Below are 15,394 nucleotides of genomic sequence, written 5' to 3' on the forward strand. Positions count from 1 at the left end.
GCGACCAATGAGTCTATTGACGACATTATTCTCGCATCCGATGTAGTGATGGTTGCACGTGGTGACCTTGGTGTAGAAATCGGTGACCCTGAGCTCATTGGTGTCCAGAAAAAACTGATTCGCCGCGCACGCAGTTTAAACCGTATCGTGATTACTGCGACACAAATGATGGAATCCATGATTACTAGCCCAATGCCAACGCGTGCTGAAGTGATGGATGTAGCCAATGCGGTTCTAGACGGCACTGACGCGGTGATGCTGTCTGGAGAGACTGCTGCAGGTAAATATCCTGTAGAAACGGTCAAATCCATGGCCGAAGTATGTGTGGGGGCAGAAAAAATGTCGGAGGCAAGTCTATCAACCTATCGCTTAGATAGAACCTTCGAAACCGCTGAAGAAACCATCGCAATGGCAACCATGTACTCTGCGAATCACATGGAAGGAATTAAAGCGATGATCTCGTTAACTGAGTCCGGCAGGACTGCGTTGATGATGTCTCGCTTAAGCTCTGGCTTGCCAATATTTGCCTTATCACGGAATGAATCGACACTAAATCGAGCAGCATTATACCGAGGCGTGACACCTGTATATTTCGAGTCAAAAAGTGATGCGGGTTTACCAACGGCTCAAGCAGCTATTACTAGCCTTAAAGAGCAAGGGTTCTTGCACAAAGGTGATTTAGTCATTATTACTCAAGGCGATGTAATGGATGTTGTTGGCTCAACCAACTGCATGCGCATTCTACAAGCGTAGTAGTTATACCTAACCGGAGTTAACCACAAGAACCCGCAAATAAGGCTCCGAAAATGGAGCCTTATTTATATGCTTTGTATATTGCGCACATCGTGAACGTAAGAAGGTTTATGCACTCTCTCTACCATCAATTTCAACATCCAGCTGGTCATAGAGTTGAACTAGGTTAAACCCAGCTTGAAGCCCAAGTTGATAGTCATGCTCTAGTGACTCTTGGTCACTTAACAAAGAAGAAGAACGAAGTCCCTCTTTAGGCGCAACTTGTAAAATAAAAGTGTCGTCAGGTGGAGCAGATATAAAGGCCTGAGTGAGCTCAAATGTTTGATAATGAATCATCAGCATGTCGGCTAAACCTGAATCAAAATTCTCACCAATCAAATGACTTAAACGATACAAGTTATCGGCACCGAACAACCAACGGCCTCCATTTAACAGCATTTTCCCTGCAAGCTTCGATTGATGTGCTGCATTAATTTTTTGTTGGAAGAACGACGCCCAATCCAGCTTCCACTGATTCACTTTTTGCTGCCATGATTGCTGTACTGAGTTGATAGACTCTCGATACCATTCGACAGGCACATCCCCCACTTCACTTTGGGCTCTCGCTTCAATCTCTGAAAACGGCTCTGTGCGAATGACAATAATGTTGCGAGCATTCTGACGCCACGCTTCTTGTACAGGGATAGAGGCAGACACGCCGCCATCAACAAATTTATTGCCATTTACGTCGACAGGTCCGTGGTACAACTTGGGAATCGCACATGTCGCTAGCATAGTGTTAAACCACGAGTCATCCAAGATTGGTAGATATTGATCTGATAGCGTCTCTATATTCGTTACCGCAGCAAACGCTCCTCGTTTTCCCAATGCGCTGCGACCTAAATCAAGGTCAAGCTTGTATGGGAAATCTTGAATCCGTTCTAATGCCCACTCTAAACCTAAGTACTGCTGCTTTCGGATATAGCGAAACAGATTAAAAAATTCAGGAGACGTTGTCAGCTCGGTAATAAAAGCTTTGCCCATGCCATGTTGACGACACAAGTAAGAACATAAGTTAAGTGCTCCGGCAGAGGTGCCATAGAATTCATCGAAAGGATCGAAGTTGGAAAGTAAAAAGGCGTCTAAAACGCCAGCGGTAAAAATCCCTCTCTGCCCTCCACCTTGCGTGACTAAAGCAGTTTTACCATGCCTAAAGTGCTCATAAACTTTTACATCAAGCTCTGCATGGCTTTCTGTGATTATACCGCTGTTACGTATCATAGGCTCACGCCGTTTTGTTAAAACGTTTGGTAAAAGTGGTTATCTTAAGCTGTTGTAATAGCAATGATGCCAAATGACAAAAGCACTGCAAAAACAGTCACCACAATGATTAATGCGGATTTTAGATCGTGTTCCATAAACACCTCCTTAATATGTAACAAATTAATAACACCGGTGTGAAATATGTTCAAGATTTGCTTAATTTAGTCGCGCAATTTTGACTAACCCATCACAATTAGCTTAGTCATAATAAGGAGATAGGGCATGAACCAAAAACTCAGCTGGCTAGTAGGAATCATGATGATGAGTACTGCTATCAATGCACAAGCGAATATCATCGTTACGCCATACATAGGCTATACAGGAGGCGGCCAAGTAGAGGATGAAAGTGGTAATACATACGCTCTCGACCCCGCAGTGAATTACGCTCTTTCAGTCGAGACTCCCTTAGAAAAAGGAAGGATCGGATTGTTTTACTCCAATCAATCGACGGAACTTGAAAAGCTGTCCAACTCGGCAGATATACATTATCTGCACTTCCAAAGCAGCATGTACTATCCTGTCGCAGAAAATTGGCAAACCTATATCGGTGTAGGTTTGGGCGCTTCTTATGCCGATGTGGATTGGGTAGACAAAAAATACGGATTTTCGGCTAGCGCTTTTGCAGGGCTGGAATATGAATTTTCAAAGAACTTTGCATTAACGGCCCAACTGAGATGGTTAGGAACGGTCGTTGATAACGATACATCTGGCGCCTGTACTCTACCTAATGACGGCTCAAACTGTATCATTAAGTTCGATACTGATTGGATGAACCAATTCCAATCAAATGTCGGTTTTAGTTTCCGCTTCTAATTTTTATGCATGTTCCTTTGTAGGACTCGTCACAAAGAACGCTGAACGAGTCCTGCACAGAGCCGATAAAGGATATCGTCTAAACACCATTGTTTGGCAAAGTAACGAAGCATCATCTAGATAGGTGCACAAAAGATAGCCGTACGCCCTAATTCATCAAAATAGTCTTAAACACCAAAGCAATTATTAGATCCCAGTTATTTATTCCAGACAAACAACCAACCACCCACACAAAACCACAATCAAACTCAAATTTAACAAGATTAAAACCAGACAACGCATCTGAATTAACATTTAGATTCTATTGCGCTAAGTATTATTAGAAGTTAGTCTGATCAGTGAAAACAGATAAATATTTCAGTTTTATCAAACACACATCAAAATTTTAAGATTAATAATCTACTTTCTCTTACAGTAGCCAGAATATAGCTCTATAAAATTATACAAAGTTAGAATTAAGGATAGAAAAGCTGATGGATAACAGCGGTCCTTTCTTCCAACTGTTTGCGCAATTATTACTGTGTTACGTAGAGAGCTTCATTCCTCAGGGAGTCTTATAGGAGTCAAATATGAAGCGAGAACAATGGGGATCCCGGGCGGGATTCATCTTAGCAGCAGTTGGGTCTGCTATCGGTTTGGGAAACATTTGGCGTTTCCCATACATGGCCTATGAAAACGGTGGCGGCGCATTTTTTATTCCTTACATTTTTGCCATGATCACTGCCGGTATTCCATTTATGATCCTTGAGTTCAGTATGGGACAAAAATACCGAGGCTCGGCACCAAAAACACTAGCGAAAATTCATTCTAAATTTGAATGGCTTGGCTGGTTCCAAGTTGGTGTGGCTGCAGTTATTGCCGTTTACTATGTGGCTGTTATCGGTTGGTCGATTTCTTACTTTGGGTTGTCGTTCACTCAAGGTTGGGGAACCGATACCAACGCATTTTTCTTTAGTGAATACCTAAAGCTAGGTGACAACTCACCAACAGACTTAGGCAGTATTCAATGGAAGATTGCTTTATCCATGGTAATTGCTTGGGCAATTACTTACACCGCTATTGCCAAAGGCGTGAAATCAGGAATTGAACGAGCATCTAAAATTATGATGCCAATCCTATTCTTGATGGTGATTTTCTTAATCGGACGTATGATTTTCTTGCCAGGAGCTCTAGATGGCGTGAACTACATGTTCGAACCCGATTTCAGCAAAATTTGGGATGTGAAAGTATGGGCAGCGGCATATGGTCAGATCTTCTTTACGTTAAGTATCGGCTTCGCCATCATGCTAGCTTACTCTAGCTACCTACCAGAAAAGTCGGACATAACGAATAACGCGTTTATGACCGTGTTGATCAACTGTGGCTTCTCGATCCTAGCCGGCATCATGATCTTCTCAGTATTGGGTTACATGGCTCAAGAGCAAGGTAAGCCGTTAACAGAGGTGGTATCTGCAGGCGTTGGCTTGGCTTTTGTTACTTTACCTGCGGCAATTAACCTACTACCTGCCCCATATATTCTTGGTCCACTGTTCTTCTTTGCACTGGTGGTTGCTGGTCTAAGTTCGCATATTTCAATTATGGAAGCCGTAACTTCAGCCATTATCGACAAGCTGAAGTGGAGCCGTAAAAAAGCTGCAAATGTTGTGATTGGTATTGGCTTCGTTGTCTCTATGGCGTTTGCTACCAATGGCGGTCTGCTGCTACTCGATCTAGTAGACCACTTTGCAAACAACGTTGGCATCATGGTTGGTGGTCTGGTTGAGATTGTCTTGATGGCGTGGCTATTGAAGCGCGTGCCAGAAGTACGTAATTACGTTAACGAGCGCTCTGATTTCTCTGTTGGTCAATGGTTCGAGATCTGCTTACGCTTCGTTACACCAATCATGCTCGCCATTATCTTAGCGACCAAGCTATACGCCCTAATTACTGAAGGCTACGGTGGCTATGATCTAACTTTAGGCTGGGCACTTATCGCCGCACTCTTTATCTTTGGTCTAGTGATCAACGCAGTGAACCGCAAGGAGACAGCAAAATGACAATCAGCGCAATTATTATGATGGTTATTGGTTTAGGTATCACTTGGGGCGGCGCTGCCGTTTGCATCAAGCGAGCCATGGATAAACAATAACAGTATTGCATTCCAAACAAAAAACGCCGGTATTTACCGGCGTTTTTTTATGTTTCTTTTATTCTAGAAACTGTACTTGATGCCAACGGCGCCGCCAAGTTGCAAGTCAGCACCTTTGTAAAGATCTAGCTCTGGGTGTATTTGACCATAAAGGTCCCAGCCGCGTGATAAATCCCAGTTCACGCCAAGTGGTACTCTCACACCAAACTCGTCATCCCATTCATACCAGCCACCAACGCCGACATACCAAGTCACAGGCATGTTTTGATCGAATGTTCCACGCTTAGCGATGTAATCAAACGCCATACCATCGTTTCCGATAATGCCACGATATTTGTTATCTAACTCTACAACAACACTTAATTGTTGATCGACAGCCATACCAACTGATAGATCCGTTGGTTCGCTTGCCGCCATTGCCGTACTAGAAACTAGTCCCAAAAATAAAATGAATTTGTTCTTCATACACGTTATCAATTATTCAAAAAAACATTATTCGCTATTCAAACATAATGGCGTATCAATATGTCAACGATGGGTAAGCTCGATGTATGAAAAAGCTGACAAAAGTAAAGATGAGTTTAGGATCACACTAAAAAAGGAACTGTCAGTTAATAAAATAGGAACTAAAAAAGGAGGCCGAAGCCTCCTTTTATGCATTACTATGAATGACTGCGATTAACCGTGGTTACGAATCCACTCATCCATTTCAGTTTTTAGGTTATCAGACTTAGTACCGAAGATAGCCTGTACACCACCAGCTACAACTACAACACCAGCAGCGCCTAGTTGTTTTAGCTTGTCTTGGTCAACAGCAGCTGTATCTGCAACTGCTACACGTAGACGTGTGATACATGCATCTAGACCAGTAATGTTAGCTTTACCGCCAAACGCTGCAACCAGTTCACCGCCCATATCAGAGCCAGAAGTTACAGCTGCACTTTCCGTTTCATCTTCACGGCCAGGTGTTTTTAGGTCAAGCGCTGTGATTACACCACGGAACACTACGTAGTAAATTACTGCGTAAACTAGACCAACGGCAATCATTAGCACCATCTTCTGAGCGTTACCAGATAGAACTAGGAAGTCGATCAGACCGTGAGAGAAAGAAGTACCGTGTACAAAGCCTAGAGTGTTCGAAACGATGTATGCAGAACCAGCTAGTAGAGCGTGGATACCGTATAGTAGTGGAGCAACGAATAGGAATGAGAATTCGATTGGCTCAGTAATACCAGTTAGGAATGAAGTCAGTGCAGCTGACGCCATGATACCCATTACTTTTGCACGGTTTTCTGGTTTAGCACAATGAGCAATTGCGATTGCTGCAGCTGGTAGACCGAACATCTTGAACATGTAACCACCCGCTAGCTGACCGAAGCCATTACCAGCAGCACGAGATGCTTCATCAGCAACTAGGTAACAAGTTAGTACACCATTTTGAGCTTCACCGGCAGCGTTAACACAAGAACCTGCTTCGAAGAAGAACGGTACGTTCCATACGTGGTGTAGACCGAATGGGATTAGAGAACGCTCAACAACACCGTAGATACCGAATGCTAGCTGTGGGTTTTGGTGTGCAGCCCAATCAGAGAATGCAGAAATTGCACCGCCAATTGGTGGCCAGATAACAGATAGGATAACACCTAGGATGATCGCAGCAAAACCAGTGATGATTGGCACTGCGCGCTTACCAGCGAAGAAGCCAAGGTACTCTGGAAGTTGGATTTTGAAGAAACGGTTGAATGCCCAAGCAGCCACACCACCGACAAGGATACCACCTAGTACACCTGTATCGATTTTCTCAACACCCATAACGCCCGCCATTACACCTAGCGTTGCCGTCATGATGCCGTAACCAACGATAGCTGCAAGACCTGCAACACCGTCGTTGTTAGTGAAGCCTAGCGCTACACCTACTGCAAATAGAAGTGCCATTTGACCGAATACTGAACCACCAGCTTGTTCCATAAGATTAGAAACGATCTCTGGAATAAAGCTTAGATGGGCAGCACCCACACCTAATAAAATACCTGCAACTGGTAAAACTGATACTGGAAGCATCAGAGCCTTACCAACTTTTTGCAGGTTAGCAAAAAGGTTCTTAAACATGTTTATGCTCCTGATAAATTTATAAGTATTATTTGGGCACTAACGGCACACCCCCGTAGCCTAAAGGTTAGCACCCAATGAAAATGTAACCACAACTGCATTATATTTTCCGGCTCTAAATATATATTGATGACCCTCAAACTTTCCACACAGTTACGAAATTTAGTTTCAAAACAAGTCTTGGATCACACCCAAAAACAGCCGATGAAAAGGTTTGCATTGCACTTATATTACTGTTTTATAAAGAATTAATTATTTATATAATTAATTTTAAGGCGTAAATAAAATACGCCCCAATGTTATTTTTAGTAACAAAATTACATTTGTGATTTTTGAATGTTATTAAATCAACATTTTTAGTAAACATTAAACTCGTGAGCGTATCTGTTGTTTTTATCAACAAAAAAGGAGCCTAAGCTCCTTTTTTATGCTCTTATTATTTTTTCATCGCAAAAAAAGATTTCGGAAGTTTTCGGTGGTTTTTTGTGCCACTTCAGAAAGAGAGCACGATTTGAGTTGCGCAATATAAGAAGCGACTTCGACAACGTAAGCGGGTTGATTCTCTTTGCCACGATGGGGGACAGGAGCCAAGTAAGGAGAATCTGTCTCAATAAGAAGCTTCTCTAAAGGTAGAGTCTTCACCACTTCTTTTAACTCTGTAGCTTGACGGAAAGTAACAATCCCCGAGATAGAAATATAAAACCCCAGCTCCAGTGCAGCTTCAGCAAATGGAAGATCTTCTGTAAAACAGTGGATAACACCACCACATTTCTCTGCCCCACCCTTACGCAAAATATCTAGAGTATCCGCACGTGCGTTTCTGGTATGGATAATTAAAGGTTTGTTGAGCTCCACTGCAAGATCAACGTGTTGCTCAAAGCGCTCTTTCTGTAACGCGGCCGTTTCGGGCTTGTAATGATAATCTAAACCCGTTTCGCCAATAGCGACGACTTTTGCATTCGACGCATGGTGGCGCAATACGTCCATCGAAAAGTCGCTTTCAACATCAAGTGGGTGCACACCGCACGAAGCATAAACATTGTCATAAGGCTCGATCATTTCCATCATTTTCGGGAAAGAATCCAGCGTTACTCCAACAGAAAGTAGTTCAGTTACGTTTGCTTGTTTAGCTTTGTTAATAACGTCTTCCACATTGATGTGGAGATCGTCGTAATTCAATTTGTCTAAATGACAATGAGAATCTACGAACATAATGCCTCTCGTGATTCAATTAACCAATTCATTGATAGTAGCTCAAGGTTCAGGCCAGGAAAGGCTTGCACCTGAGCTTTCAGGTTCATCAGCGCCTTCGCTGATGAGTACAAACCGTTATAGTTGTCCGGTTGAAACTTTGTCGCGCCCGGAAGCATTTGAGCTTCTGATACACCAAACTGCGCTTTCTGAGCATCTGTCAGTAAATACCATGCCCAGTCTAGTGATTGCTCTGAGTGTTTAGCGATTAAAGAAGCACACTCAGAAACGTCTGAAACAGGCGAAGACATTGCCTTAATAAAACTGCGTTCAAAAGCCAAGTAAGCTTCGAGCTCACCATTATTTAACGCATCCAATGTTTTTATTGGAGAGCCCATATTCAGTTTTAAGGCATAAGCAGGAACTTGCTTCGCCCCTTGTTCGTGCATCCATTGCATCGCTTGTTCCGCTGACGGAGGCGCAACAACCCAGTGTTGGCAACGGCTACGAATCGTTGGGAGCAGACGCTCCTGATTGTGGGTAACGAGCAAAAACAAGCACTTTGCCCCAGGCTCTTCTAGCGTCTTTAACAGCGCATTCGATGCCGACTCGTTCATAGAGTCCGCCGGTTCTATTACAAATAGGCGGTAACCATTAAGCTGAGATGATTCCTGAGCAAGACGGTTACAAGCGCGAATTTGGTCCACCGTTATCGCCTTTCCTTCTTTCTCTGGCTTGATCCAGTGTAAATCAGGGTGGTTTTGAGATTGATTTAGCTGGCAGCTATGACAAAAACCGCATGCTTCACTCGCGTAATTTTGGCAAAGAAGTGCTTGGCTAAAAAACTCGATAAGTTTTTCGATGCCCAAGCCCTGCTCGCTTTGTAATAAAAGCGCACCTGGTATTCTGTCCGACTCTAACCCTACTTTGAGGTTATCCCATATTGGCTGTAGCCATGGATAATCATTTAACATGAGTCACCTAAATTTACGTTTCACTTATTGACGAGCTAGCCACTCGTTTAGAGCGTCCCGAATATCACGCGACACGCCTTCAATCGTCTGTTCTGCGTTAATGATAACGATGGAAGGATCGGCATGAGCAATCTCCAAATAACGCTCACGTGTACGCTCGAAGAAACTAATATCCATCTTCTCTATACGATCTAACTCACCACGCCCACGTGCACGCTCAAGCCCAACACGAGGGTCAATATCCATATAGAGAGTGAGAGCAGGTTTAAAATCACCAAGCGTTGTATCTCGGAGATTTTTCATTAACGATGCGTCAATCTGACGGCCACCACCTTGATAAGCTTGCGACGACATATCGTGTCGGTCACCAACCACCCACTGACCGTTTTCCAAAGCTGGTTTGATCACGTTCTCAACCAACTGAACACGTGCAGCGTACAGAAGAAGCAACTCCGTCATGTCCTTAAGTTCTTCGCCTTCGTGCTCTTCTTTCACCAGAGCGCGCATTTTTTCTGCTAGCGGTGTGCCTCCTGGCTCACGGGTATTTACGATATCCTCAATACCGGCCGCTTTTAGCGTATCTAAAACGGTTTTAATCGCAGTGCTTTTACCCGCGCCTTCTAGGCCTTCAACGACAATAAAGTTTGCTTTCATCATTTGTTCTTTCTTAGTTCTCTTAAATAGGCACGAACAGCACGGTTGTGCTCAGCAAGGGATTTCGAGAATACATGTCCGCCCTTTCCACTTGCTACAAAATATAAATAGTTGCTGCTTTCTGGATTCAAAGCCGCTTCAATGGAAGCTTCACCAGCCATCGCAATCGGTGTTGGTGGCAAACCATTGATGGTATAGGTGTTATATGGTGTCGGCGTACGCAAATCTTTCTTACGAATGTTGCCATCGTAGGCGTCACCCATACCATAAATAACTGTCGGATCAGTTTGTAACCGCATACGTTTGTTCAATCGGTTGATAAACACAGAAGCGACGCGCTCACGCTCAGAATCAATAGCCGTCTCTTTCTCGATGATAGACGCGAGAATCAAGGCTTCATATTTATCCTGTAATGGCAGCTTTTCTTGACGAGCTTCCCAGCTAGCGTCCAGTATTTTATTGAGTTTTCGATGCGCTCGTTTTAATAACTGGCTTTCACTCGCACCCGCTGTGTAATGGTAGGTTTCTGCTAAAAACAACCCTTCTAGCTTTTCTCTCTCAATTCCGAGCTTCGCAGCCATTTCTTTTTCTGAAAGATCGGTTAAATCATGCTTTAAATAAGGAGCACTTTTTAGTTGATCTACCCATTCAGAAAAGCGGCTGCCTTCAACAAAAGTGATCGCAAACTGGTATTCTTTTCCAGTATTCAGATGCTCCAATGTTTGCGAAAGTGACATACCAGGCTCAAGTTGGTAAGTACCCGCTCGCACTTGCAACAATTCTGGATATAAGTGAGGAATTAAACGGATGTACTCCGATGTTTCAATCACCTCATCTTCAACTAAGGCGCGCATGACATGATGAAAGCTTGTACCACTTTCTACAGTAAACAGCTGAGGTTGTTCCAATAGAATAGGCTTTTCAACGTATTGTTTAGCCTGTGAAATTATATAAAAAACAGCTGCTGCGCCTATCACTGCGATCAGCACAACAAAAGCCAACAGTTTTTTAATCACGTAGTTAAATTCCCTTGCAGTCGTTGAGTCAATTTTCCTATCGGAAATATAGTCTTAGAGTTCGATGTCACTATGCTGCGAATAGGTGCGACACCTAATATTGAGTTACACATGAAAGCCTCGTCAGCACTCAGCAAATCTGGAAGTATAAAACGCCCCTCGATGACTTCAATATGACTTACTTTAAGTAACTCAAGCACCTTACGACGCATTACGCCCGTAACGCCTGATAAGGTCAGCTCCGGCGTAAATACTTTATTACCTTTAACCCAAAAAAGGTTGGCCATTGTAGTTTCAATGACATGGTTTTGCACATTTAACGTTATTGCATCTGCAAACTCTGTATTGTCGATTTCAGCCTTGGCGAGAATCTGCTCTAAACGGTTGTTGTGCTTATGTCCCGCAAGTAAAGGTTGAATCCCTAGACGAGTATTACAAACGCCCAAGTCCACACCTTGTTCTTGCCAAGATGAATAATGAGAAGGAAATGCAAAATTGGAAATCGTCACGATAGGGCCTTTAATCCCATTAGGGCTATACCCTCGCCCGCCAATACCGCGGCTAACGTGAATCTTCACCCCCGCTCGTGCGTCAGATAAAACCGCTTTGCTTGCCCAACCATGCACAACTTTCCAGTCAGGTGAAGAGATCTTCAAAGCGTCAAGGCAAGCACTCATGCGCTCAGTATGCTCCTGCCAGTAAACCAACTCTCCATTTTGGGTCAGGATGGTGGTAAAGCCTCCATCACCGTATTGGAATGAGCGATCACCTAGCTCTACATGCGTTTGCGGAACTCCATTTACCCAAAACATTCACGTACCTTCAAATTAGCAGACAACAAATAAAACAAAACGGCTCAATGCTAAGCATCGAGCCGTTAGAATACAAGTTTCGCTTATCTAAATAAGGTTAGATAGTGTTACTCAGCGAACTTTTTGAAGATCAAAGAACCGTTTGTACCACCAAAGCCAAACGAGTTACAGATAGCGTATTCCATACCTTCAACTTTGCGCGCAGTGTGCGGCACAAGGTCGATGTCTAGACCTTCTTCTGGATCATCAAGGTTAATCGTTGGTGGAACGATTTGGTCAACCAAAGACATAACCGTGATAATTGCTTCAACAGAGCCTGCTGCACCTAATAGGTGACCAGTCATAGACTTAGTTGATGATACAAGTACTTGCTTCGCACCTTCTTCACCAAGAGCACGTTTCACGCCCTTGATTTCTGCAACGTCGCCAGCAGGAGTAGATGTACCGTGAGCATTCACATAACCTACTTGGGTACCTGTGATGTTCGCGTCACGCATTGCCGCTTCCATCGCAAGTGCACCACCAGAGCCATCTTCGCTTGGAGAAGTCATGTGGTAAGCATCACCAGACATACCAAAACCAACCAGTTCTGCGTAAATCTTCGCGCCACGTGCTTTTGCGTGTTCGTACTCTTCAAGCACCATCATGCCAGCACCATCACCTAGAACAAAACCATCACGGCCTTTATCCCATGGGCGAGACGCTTTTTGAGGCTCTTCATTACGAGTAGATAGTGCTTTAGCTGCACCGAAGCCAGCCATGCCAAGAGGCGTAGAAGCTTTTTCTGCACCACCAGCAACCATCGCATCTGCATCGCCGTAGGCAATCATACGTGCTGCATGGCCGATATTATGCAGGCCAGTAGTACATGCGGTAGAAATCGCGATATTTGGACCACGGAGACCACGCATGATAGATAGGTTACCTGCAACCATGTTTACAATGGTCGAAGGAACAAAAAATGGGCTAACTTTGCGAGGGCCTTTGTCTACTAATGCAGTATGGCCAGTTTCGATAAGGTCAAGACCGCCAATGCCTGAGCCGATAGCAACACCAACTCGAGCCGCATTTTCTTCGGTAATTTGTAAGCCAGAGTTATCAAGAGCTTGAATACCCGCTGCAATGCCGTACTGGATGAAAAGGTCCATCTTACGAGCATCTTTTTTAGACATGTACTCTGTGCAATCGAAATCTTTAACAAGACCTGCAAAACGAGTTGAGAAGTTCGTAGTATCAAAGTGCTCGATATTTACGATACCACTTTGACCTTCTAGCAGGGCTTTCCAAGATGATTCTACTGTGTTGCCTACCGGTGACAACATACCCATGCCAGTGACAACTACACGACGCTTGGACACGATATAATTCTCCGGGAATTGAATATTTCTATGAGAGGATAGAAGAAGTTAGAAAGAACACAGGCGGTCTAGGAGACCGCCTGGGAGAGCTAATTACTGAGCGCTGTTTACGTAGTCGATTGCAGCTTGAACAGTAGTGATCTTCTCAGCTTCTTCGTCAGGAATCTCAGTGTCGAATTCCTCTTCTAGAGCCATAACTAGTTCTACAGTGTCTAGAGAATCAGCACCTAGATCATCAACGAAAGAAGCTTCGTTTTTAACTTCTGCTTCGTCTACACCTAGCTGTTCAACAATGATTTTCTTTACGCGTTCTTCGATGTTGCTCATTTTTCTTTTCCTTTACAGATTTCGCCTAATGCGATGATTCCGTAGTTTATTCGAACTATTGAAAGTTGCAAGGGGGTCCTTGCTGGTCAAACCACAAAATTAGCGAATTTAACCGAATTTCAATACATTTTTGACTTAAATCATGCACAAATCTTGCGCATAAGCATGACAAGTTCATGACAGTTAACTGCAACTATAGGCTATTTTTCACAATGTAAAATAGCTTATTTTGCATAAACTGTCGCATTAAACCATGTACATGCCACCATTTACATGCAAAGTTTCACCAGTAATGTACGCTGCTTCAGGAGAAGCAAGGAAAACTACTGCTGATGCAATTTCACGTGGGTCACCTAAACGACCTGCTGGCACGTTCGACAAAGTTGCCGCACGTTGGTCATCATTTAGCGCCTTAGTCATGTCAGTTTCGATGAAACCAGGAGCAACAGTGTTCACTGTTACACCACGAGACGCAACTTCACGAGCCATTGATTTAGTAAAACCAATCACGCCCGCTTTCGCTGCTGCGTAGTTAGTTTGACCTGCGTTACCCATGGTACCAACAACAGAGCCTACGTTGATGATACGACCCGCACGTTTTTTCATCATGCCGCGTAAAACCGCTTTAGACATGCGGTAGATAGGCGTTAGGTTGGTATCGATGATGTCGTTCCACTCATCATCTTTCATACGCATCAATAGGTTGTCACGAGTAATACCAGCGTTATTCACCAGAATATCGATCACACCAAATTCTTCGTTGATCGTTTTTAGTGTCGCTTCGATAGACTCGACATCGGTCACGTTAAGAGCTAGACCTTTACCGTTATCACCAAGATACTCGCTGATAGCAGCCGCACCACTTTCAGAAGTAGCAGTACCGATAACCGTAGCACCTCGCTCGACAAGAAGTTCCGCGATCGCGCGGCCAATACCACGGCTTGCGCCGGTAACTAGCGCGATCTTACCTTCTAGATTCATCATGTTGTGTTTCCTTTTCTTATCGCAAATTTATCGCTTGATGGATTACTTCGCAGCGTCTAGCGATGCGATATCATTCACTGCTGCTGCAGTTAGCGTTTTCACGATACGTTTTGTTAGACCTGTTAAAACTTTACCAGGACCAAGCTCAAGAAGATTTTCTACGCCTTGTTCGTGCATCAGTTCAACTGTTTCAGTCCAACGAACTGGGCTATGTAGCTGACGAACAAGCGCATCTTTGATTTTTGCAGGATCTGTCTCAGCAATCACATCAACGTTGTTGATAACTGGCAGCTGTGGTGAGTTAAATTCGATAGACTCAAGAGCTACAGCAAGTTTTTCCGCTGCTGGCTTCATAAGTGCACAGTGTGAAGGTACTGAAACAGGAAGAGGAAGCGCACGCTTCGCACCAGCTTCTTTACATAGCGCACCAGCTCGCTCTACTGCGTCTTTGCAACCAGCGATAACGACTTGACCAGGCGAGTTAAAGTTTACTGGAGAGACCACTTCGCCTTGCGCTGCGTCTTCACACGCTTTTGCAATCGCATCATCAGCCAAACCGATAATCGCGTACATTGCGCCAGTACCAACTGGTACTGCTTCTTGCATAAGTTGACCACGTAATTCAACCAGCTTGATGGCTTCTTTAAAGTCAATAACACCCGCACATACAAGTGCTGAGTACTCACCTAGGCTGTGACCGGCTAGGTTTGCTGGTTGCTCTAAGCCAAGTTCCTGCCATACACGCCAGATTGCAACAGATGAAGCTAGCAAAGCTGGTTGAGTACGGAAAGTCTCGTTTAAATCTTCTGCAGGTCCATTTTGAACAAGCGCCCATAGATCGTAACCTAGTGCGTCAGATGCTTCTGCAAATGTTTGTTTTACTACGTCATATTGTTCGCCTAGTTCTGCAAGCATACCTACAGCTTGAGAACCTTGACCTGGAAATACGATAGCAAACTTGCTCATGTTGTTT

At 43.9% G+C, this 15,394-nt stretch carries 17 protein-coding genes; 4 read left to right on the forward strand and 13 right to left on the reverse strand.

The genetic code is table 11. From position 1 onward, the window contains the following. A partial coding sequence (locus R7Q41_RS17490) for a pyruvate kinase (RefSeq protein ID WP_318144606.1) occupies positions 1 to 753 on the forward strand: 753 nt, incomplete at its 5' end. Between the two features lie 108 nt (positions 754 to 861). Here R7Q41_RS17490 and R7Q41_RS17495 read toward each other — a convergent pair. Beyond that, positions 862 to 2,013, reverse strand: a complete 1,152-nt coding sequence (locus tag R7Q41_RS17495) for a patatin family protein (RefSeq protein WP_005372971.1) — start codon at positions 2,011 to 2,013, stop codon at positions 862 to 864. 44 nt (positions 2,014 to 2,057) lie between these two features. Continuing rightward, positions 2,058 to 2,150 carry a YnhF family membrane protein gene (locus R7Q41_RS17500; protein ID WP_005372970.1) on the reverse strand — a complete coding sequence of 31 codons (93 nt, stop codon included), beginning with the start codon at positions 2,148 to 2,150 and terminating at the stop codon, positions 2,058 to 2,060. A gap of 127 nt (positions 2,151 to 2,277) precedes the next feature. Here R7Q41_RS17500 and R7Q41_RS17505 point away from each other — a divergent pair, with 127 nt between their 5' ends. From R7Q41_RS17505 to R7Q41_RS17515, 3 genes are all read left to right on the forward strand, one after another. Further along, entirely contained in the window at positions 2,278 to 2,868 is a 591-nt protein-coding gene (locus tag R7Q41_RS17505) for an outer membrane protein (protein WP_053349626.1), read from the forward strand. A 569-nt stretch (positions 2,869 to 3,437) separates the two neighbouring features. After that, positions 3,438 to 4,904: a sodium-dependent transporter gene (locus tag R7Q41_RS17510; RefSeq protein ID WP_005372966.1), complete on the forward strand. Its 1,467-nt coding sequence runs from the start codon at positions 3,438 to 3,440 to the stop codon at positions 4,902 to 4,904. Continuing rightward, the gene (locus R7Q41_RS17515) at positions 4,901 to 4,996 is read left to right on the forward strand and encodes a MetS family NSS transporter small subunit (protein WP_005372963.1); all 96 of its coding nucleotides are present in this window, start codon (positions 4,901 to 4,903) and stop codon (positions 4,994 to 4,996) included. The genes R7Q41_RS17510 and R7Q41_RS17515 overlap by 4 nt, the downstream gene beginning before the upstream one ends. 63 nt (positions 4,997 to 5,059) lie before the next feature. Here the strand turns inward: R7Q41_RS17515 and R7Q41_RS17520 are convergent, their stop codons facing one another. The 11 genes from R7Q41_RS17520 to fabD all read right to left on the reverse strand — a co-directional run bounded on the left by R7Q41_RS17520 (position 5,060) and on the right by fabD (position 15,387). Then, positions 5,060 to 5,461 (reverse strand): hypothetical protein, encoded by a 402-nt coding sequence (locus R7Q41_RS17520; protein ID WP_053349624.1) that lies wholly within the window; start codon positions 5,459 to 5,461, stop codon positions 5,060 to 5,062. A gap of 213 nt (positions 5,462 to 5,674) precedes the next feature. Then, the gene (gene ptsG / locus R7Q41_RS17525; RefSeq protein ID WP_005372959.1) at positions 5,675 to 7,105 is read right to left on the reverse strand and encodes a PTS glucose transporter subunit IIBC; all 1,431 of its coding nucleotides are present in this window, start codon (positions 7,103 to 7,105) and stop codon (positions 5,675 to 5,677) included. Positions 7,106 to 7,549: 444 nt separating this feature from the next. Then, positions 7,550 to 8,317: a TatD family hydrolase gene (locus R7Q41_RS17530; RefSeq protein WP_005372957.1), complete on the reverse strand. Its 768-nt coding sequence runs from the start codon at positions 8,315 to 8,317 to the stop codon at positions 7,550 to 7,552. Next, the gene (locus tag R7Q41_RS17535; RefSeq protein WP_054729226.1) at positions 8,308 to 9,270 is read right to left on the reverse strand and encodes a DNA polymerase III subunit delta'; all 963 of its coding nucleotides are present in this window, start codon (positions 9,268 to 9,270) and stop codon (positions 8,308 to 8,310) included. The genes R7Q41_RS17530 and R7Q41_RS17535 overlap by 10 nt, the downstream gene beginning before the upstream one ends. A gap of 24 nt (positions 9,271 to 9,294) precedes the next feature. Then, positions 9,295 to 9,927: a dTMP kinase gene (tmk, locus tag R7Q41_RS17540; RefSeq protein ID WP_005387350.1), complete on the reverse strand. Its 633-nt coding sequence runs from the start codon at positions 9,925 to 9,927 to the stop codon at positions 9,295 to 9,297. Continuing rightward, positions 9,924 to 10,940 (reverse strand): endolytic transglycosylase MltG, encoded by a 1,017-nt coding sequence (mltG, locus tag R7Q41_RS17545; protein ID WP_005372950.1) that lies wholly within the window; start codon positions 10,938 to 10,940, stop codon positions 9,924 to 9,926. The genes tmk and mltG overlap by 4 nt, the downstream gene beginning before the upstream one ends. After that, positions 10,937 to 11,752 (reverse strand): aminodeoxychorismate lyase, encoded by an 816-nt coding sequence (gene pabC / locus R7Q41_RS17550; protein ID WP_042523095.1) that lies wholly within the window; start codon positions 11,750 to 11,752, stop codon positions 10,937 to 10,939. Before pabC ends, mltG begins: the two co-directional genes overlap by 4 nt. A 107-nt stretch (positions 11,753 to 11,859) precedes the next feature. Further along, positions 11,860 to 13,110 (reverse strand): beta-ketoacyl-ACP synthase II, encoded by a 1,251-nt coding sequence (gene fabF, locus R7Q41_RS17555; RefSeq protein WP_005372948.1) that lies wholly within the window; start codon positions 13,108 to 13,110, stop codon positions 11,860 to 11,862. Between the two features lie 93 nt (positions 13,111 to 13,203). Then, the gene (gene acpP / locus R7Q41_RS17560) at positions 13,204 to 13,437 is read right to left on the reverse strand and encodes an acyl carrier protein (protein WP_004406112.1); all 234 of its coding nucleotides are present in this window, start codon (positions 13,435 to 13,437) and stop codon (positions 13,204 to 13,206) included. Between the two features lie 246 nt (positions 13,438 to 13,683). Further along, positions 13,684 to 14,418, reverse strand: coding sequence for a 3-oxoacyl-ACP reductase FabG (fabG, locus tag R7Q41_RS17565; RefSeq protein WP_031781117.1), 735 nt, complete (start codon positions 14,416 to 14,418; stop codon positions 13,684 to 13,686). Between the two features lie 45 nt (positions 14,419 to 14,463). Then, positions 14,464 to 15,387 carry an ACP S-malonyltransferase gene (gene fabD, locus R7Q41_RS17570; RefSeq protein ID WP_138939570.1) on the reverse strand — a complete coding sequence of 308 codons (924 nt, stop codon included), beginning with the start codon at positions 15,385 to 15,387 and terminating at the stop codon, positions 14,464 to 14,466. Between the last annotated feature and the right edge of the window lie 7 nt (positions 15,388 to 15,394).

The organism is Vibrio sp. 2096, assembly GCF_033339595.1.
GTDB lineage: Bacteria > Pseudomonadota > Gammaproteobacteria > Enterobacterales > Vibrionaceae > Vibrio > Vibrio alginolyticus.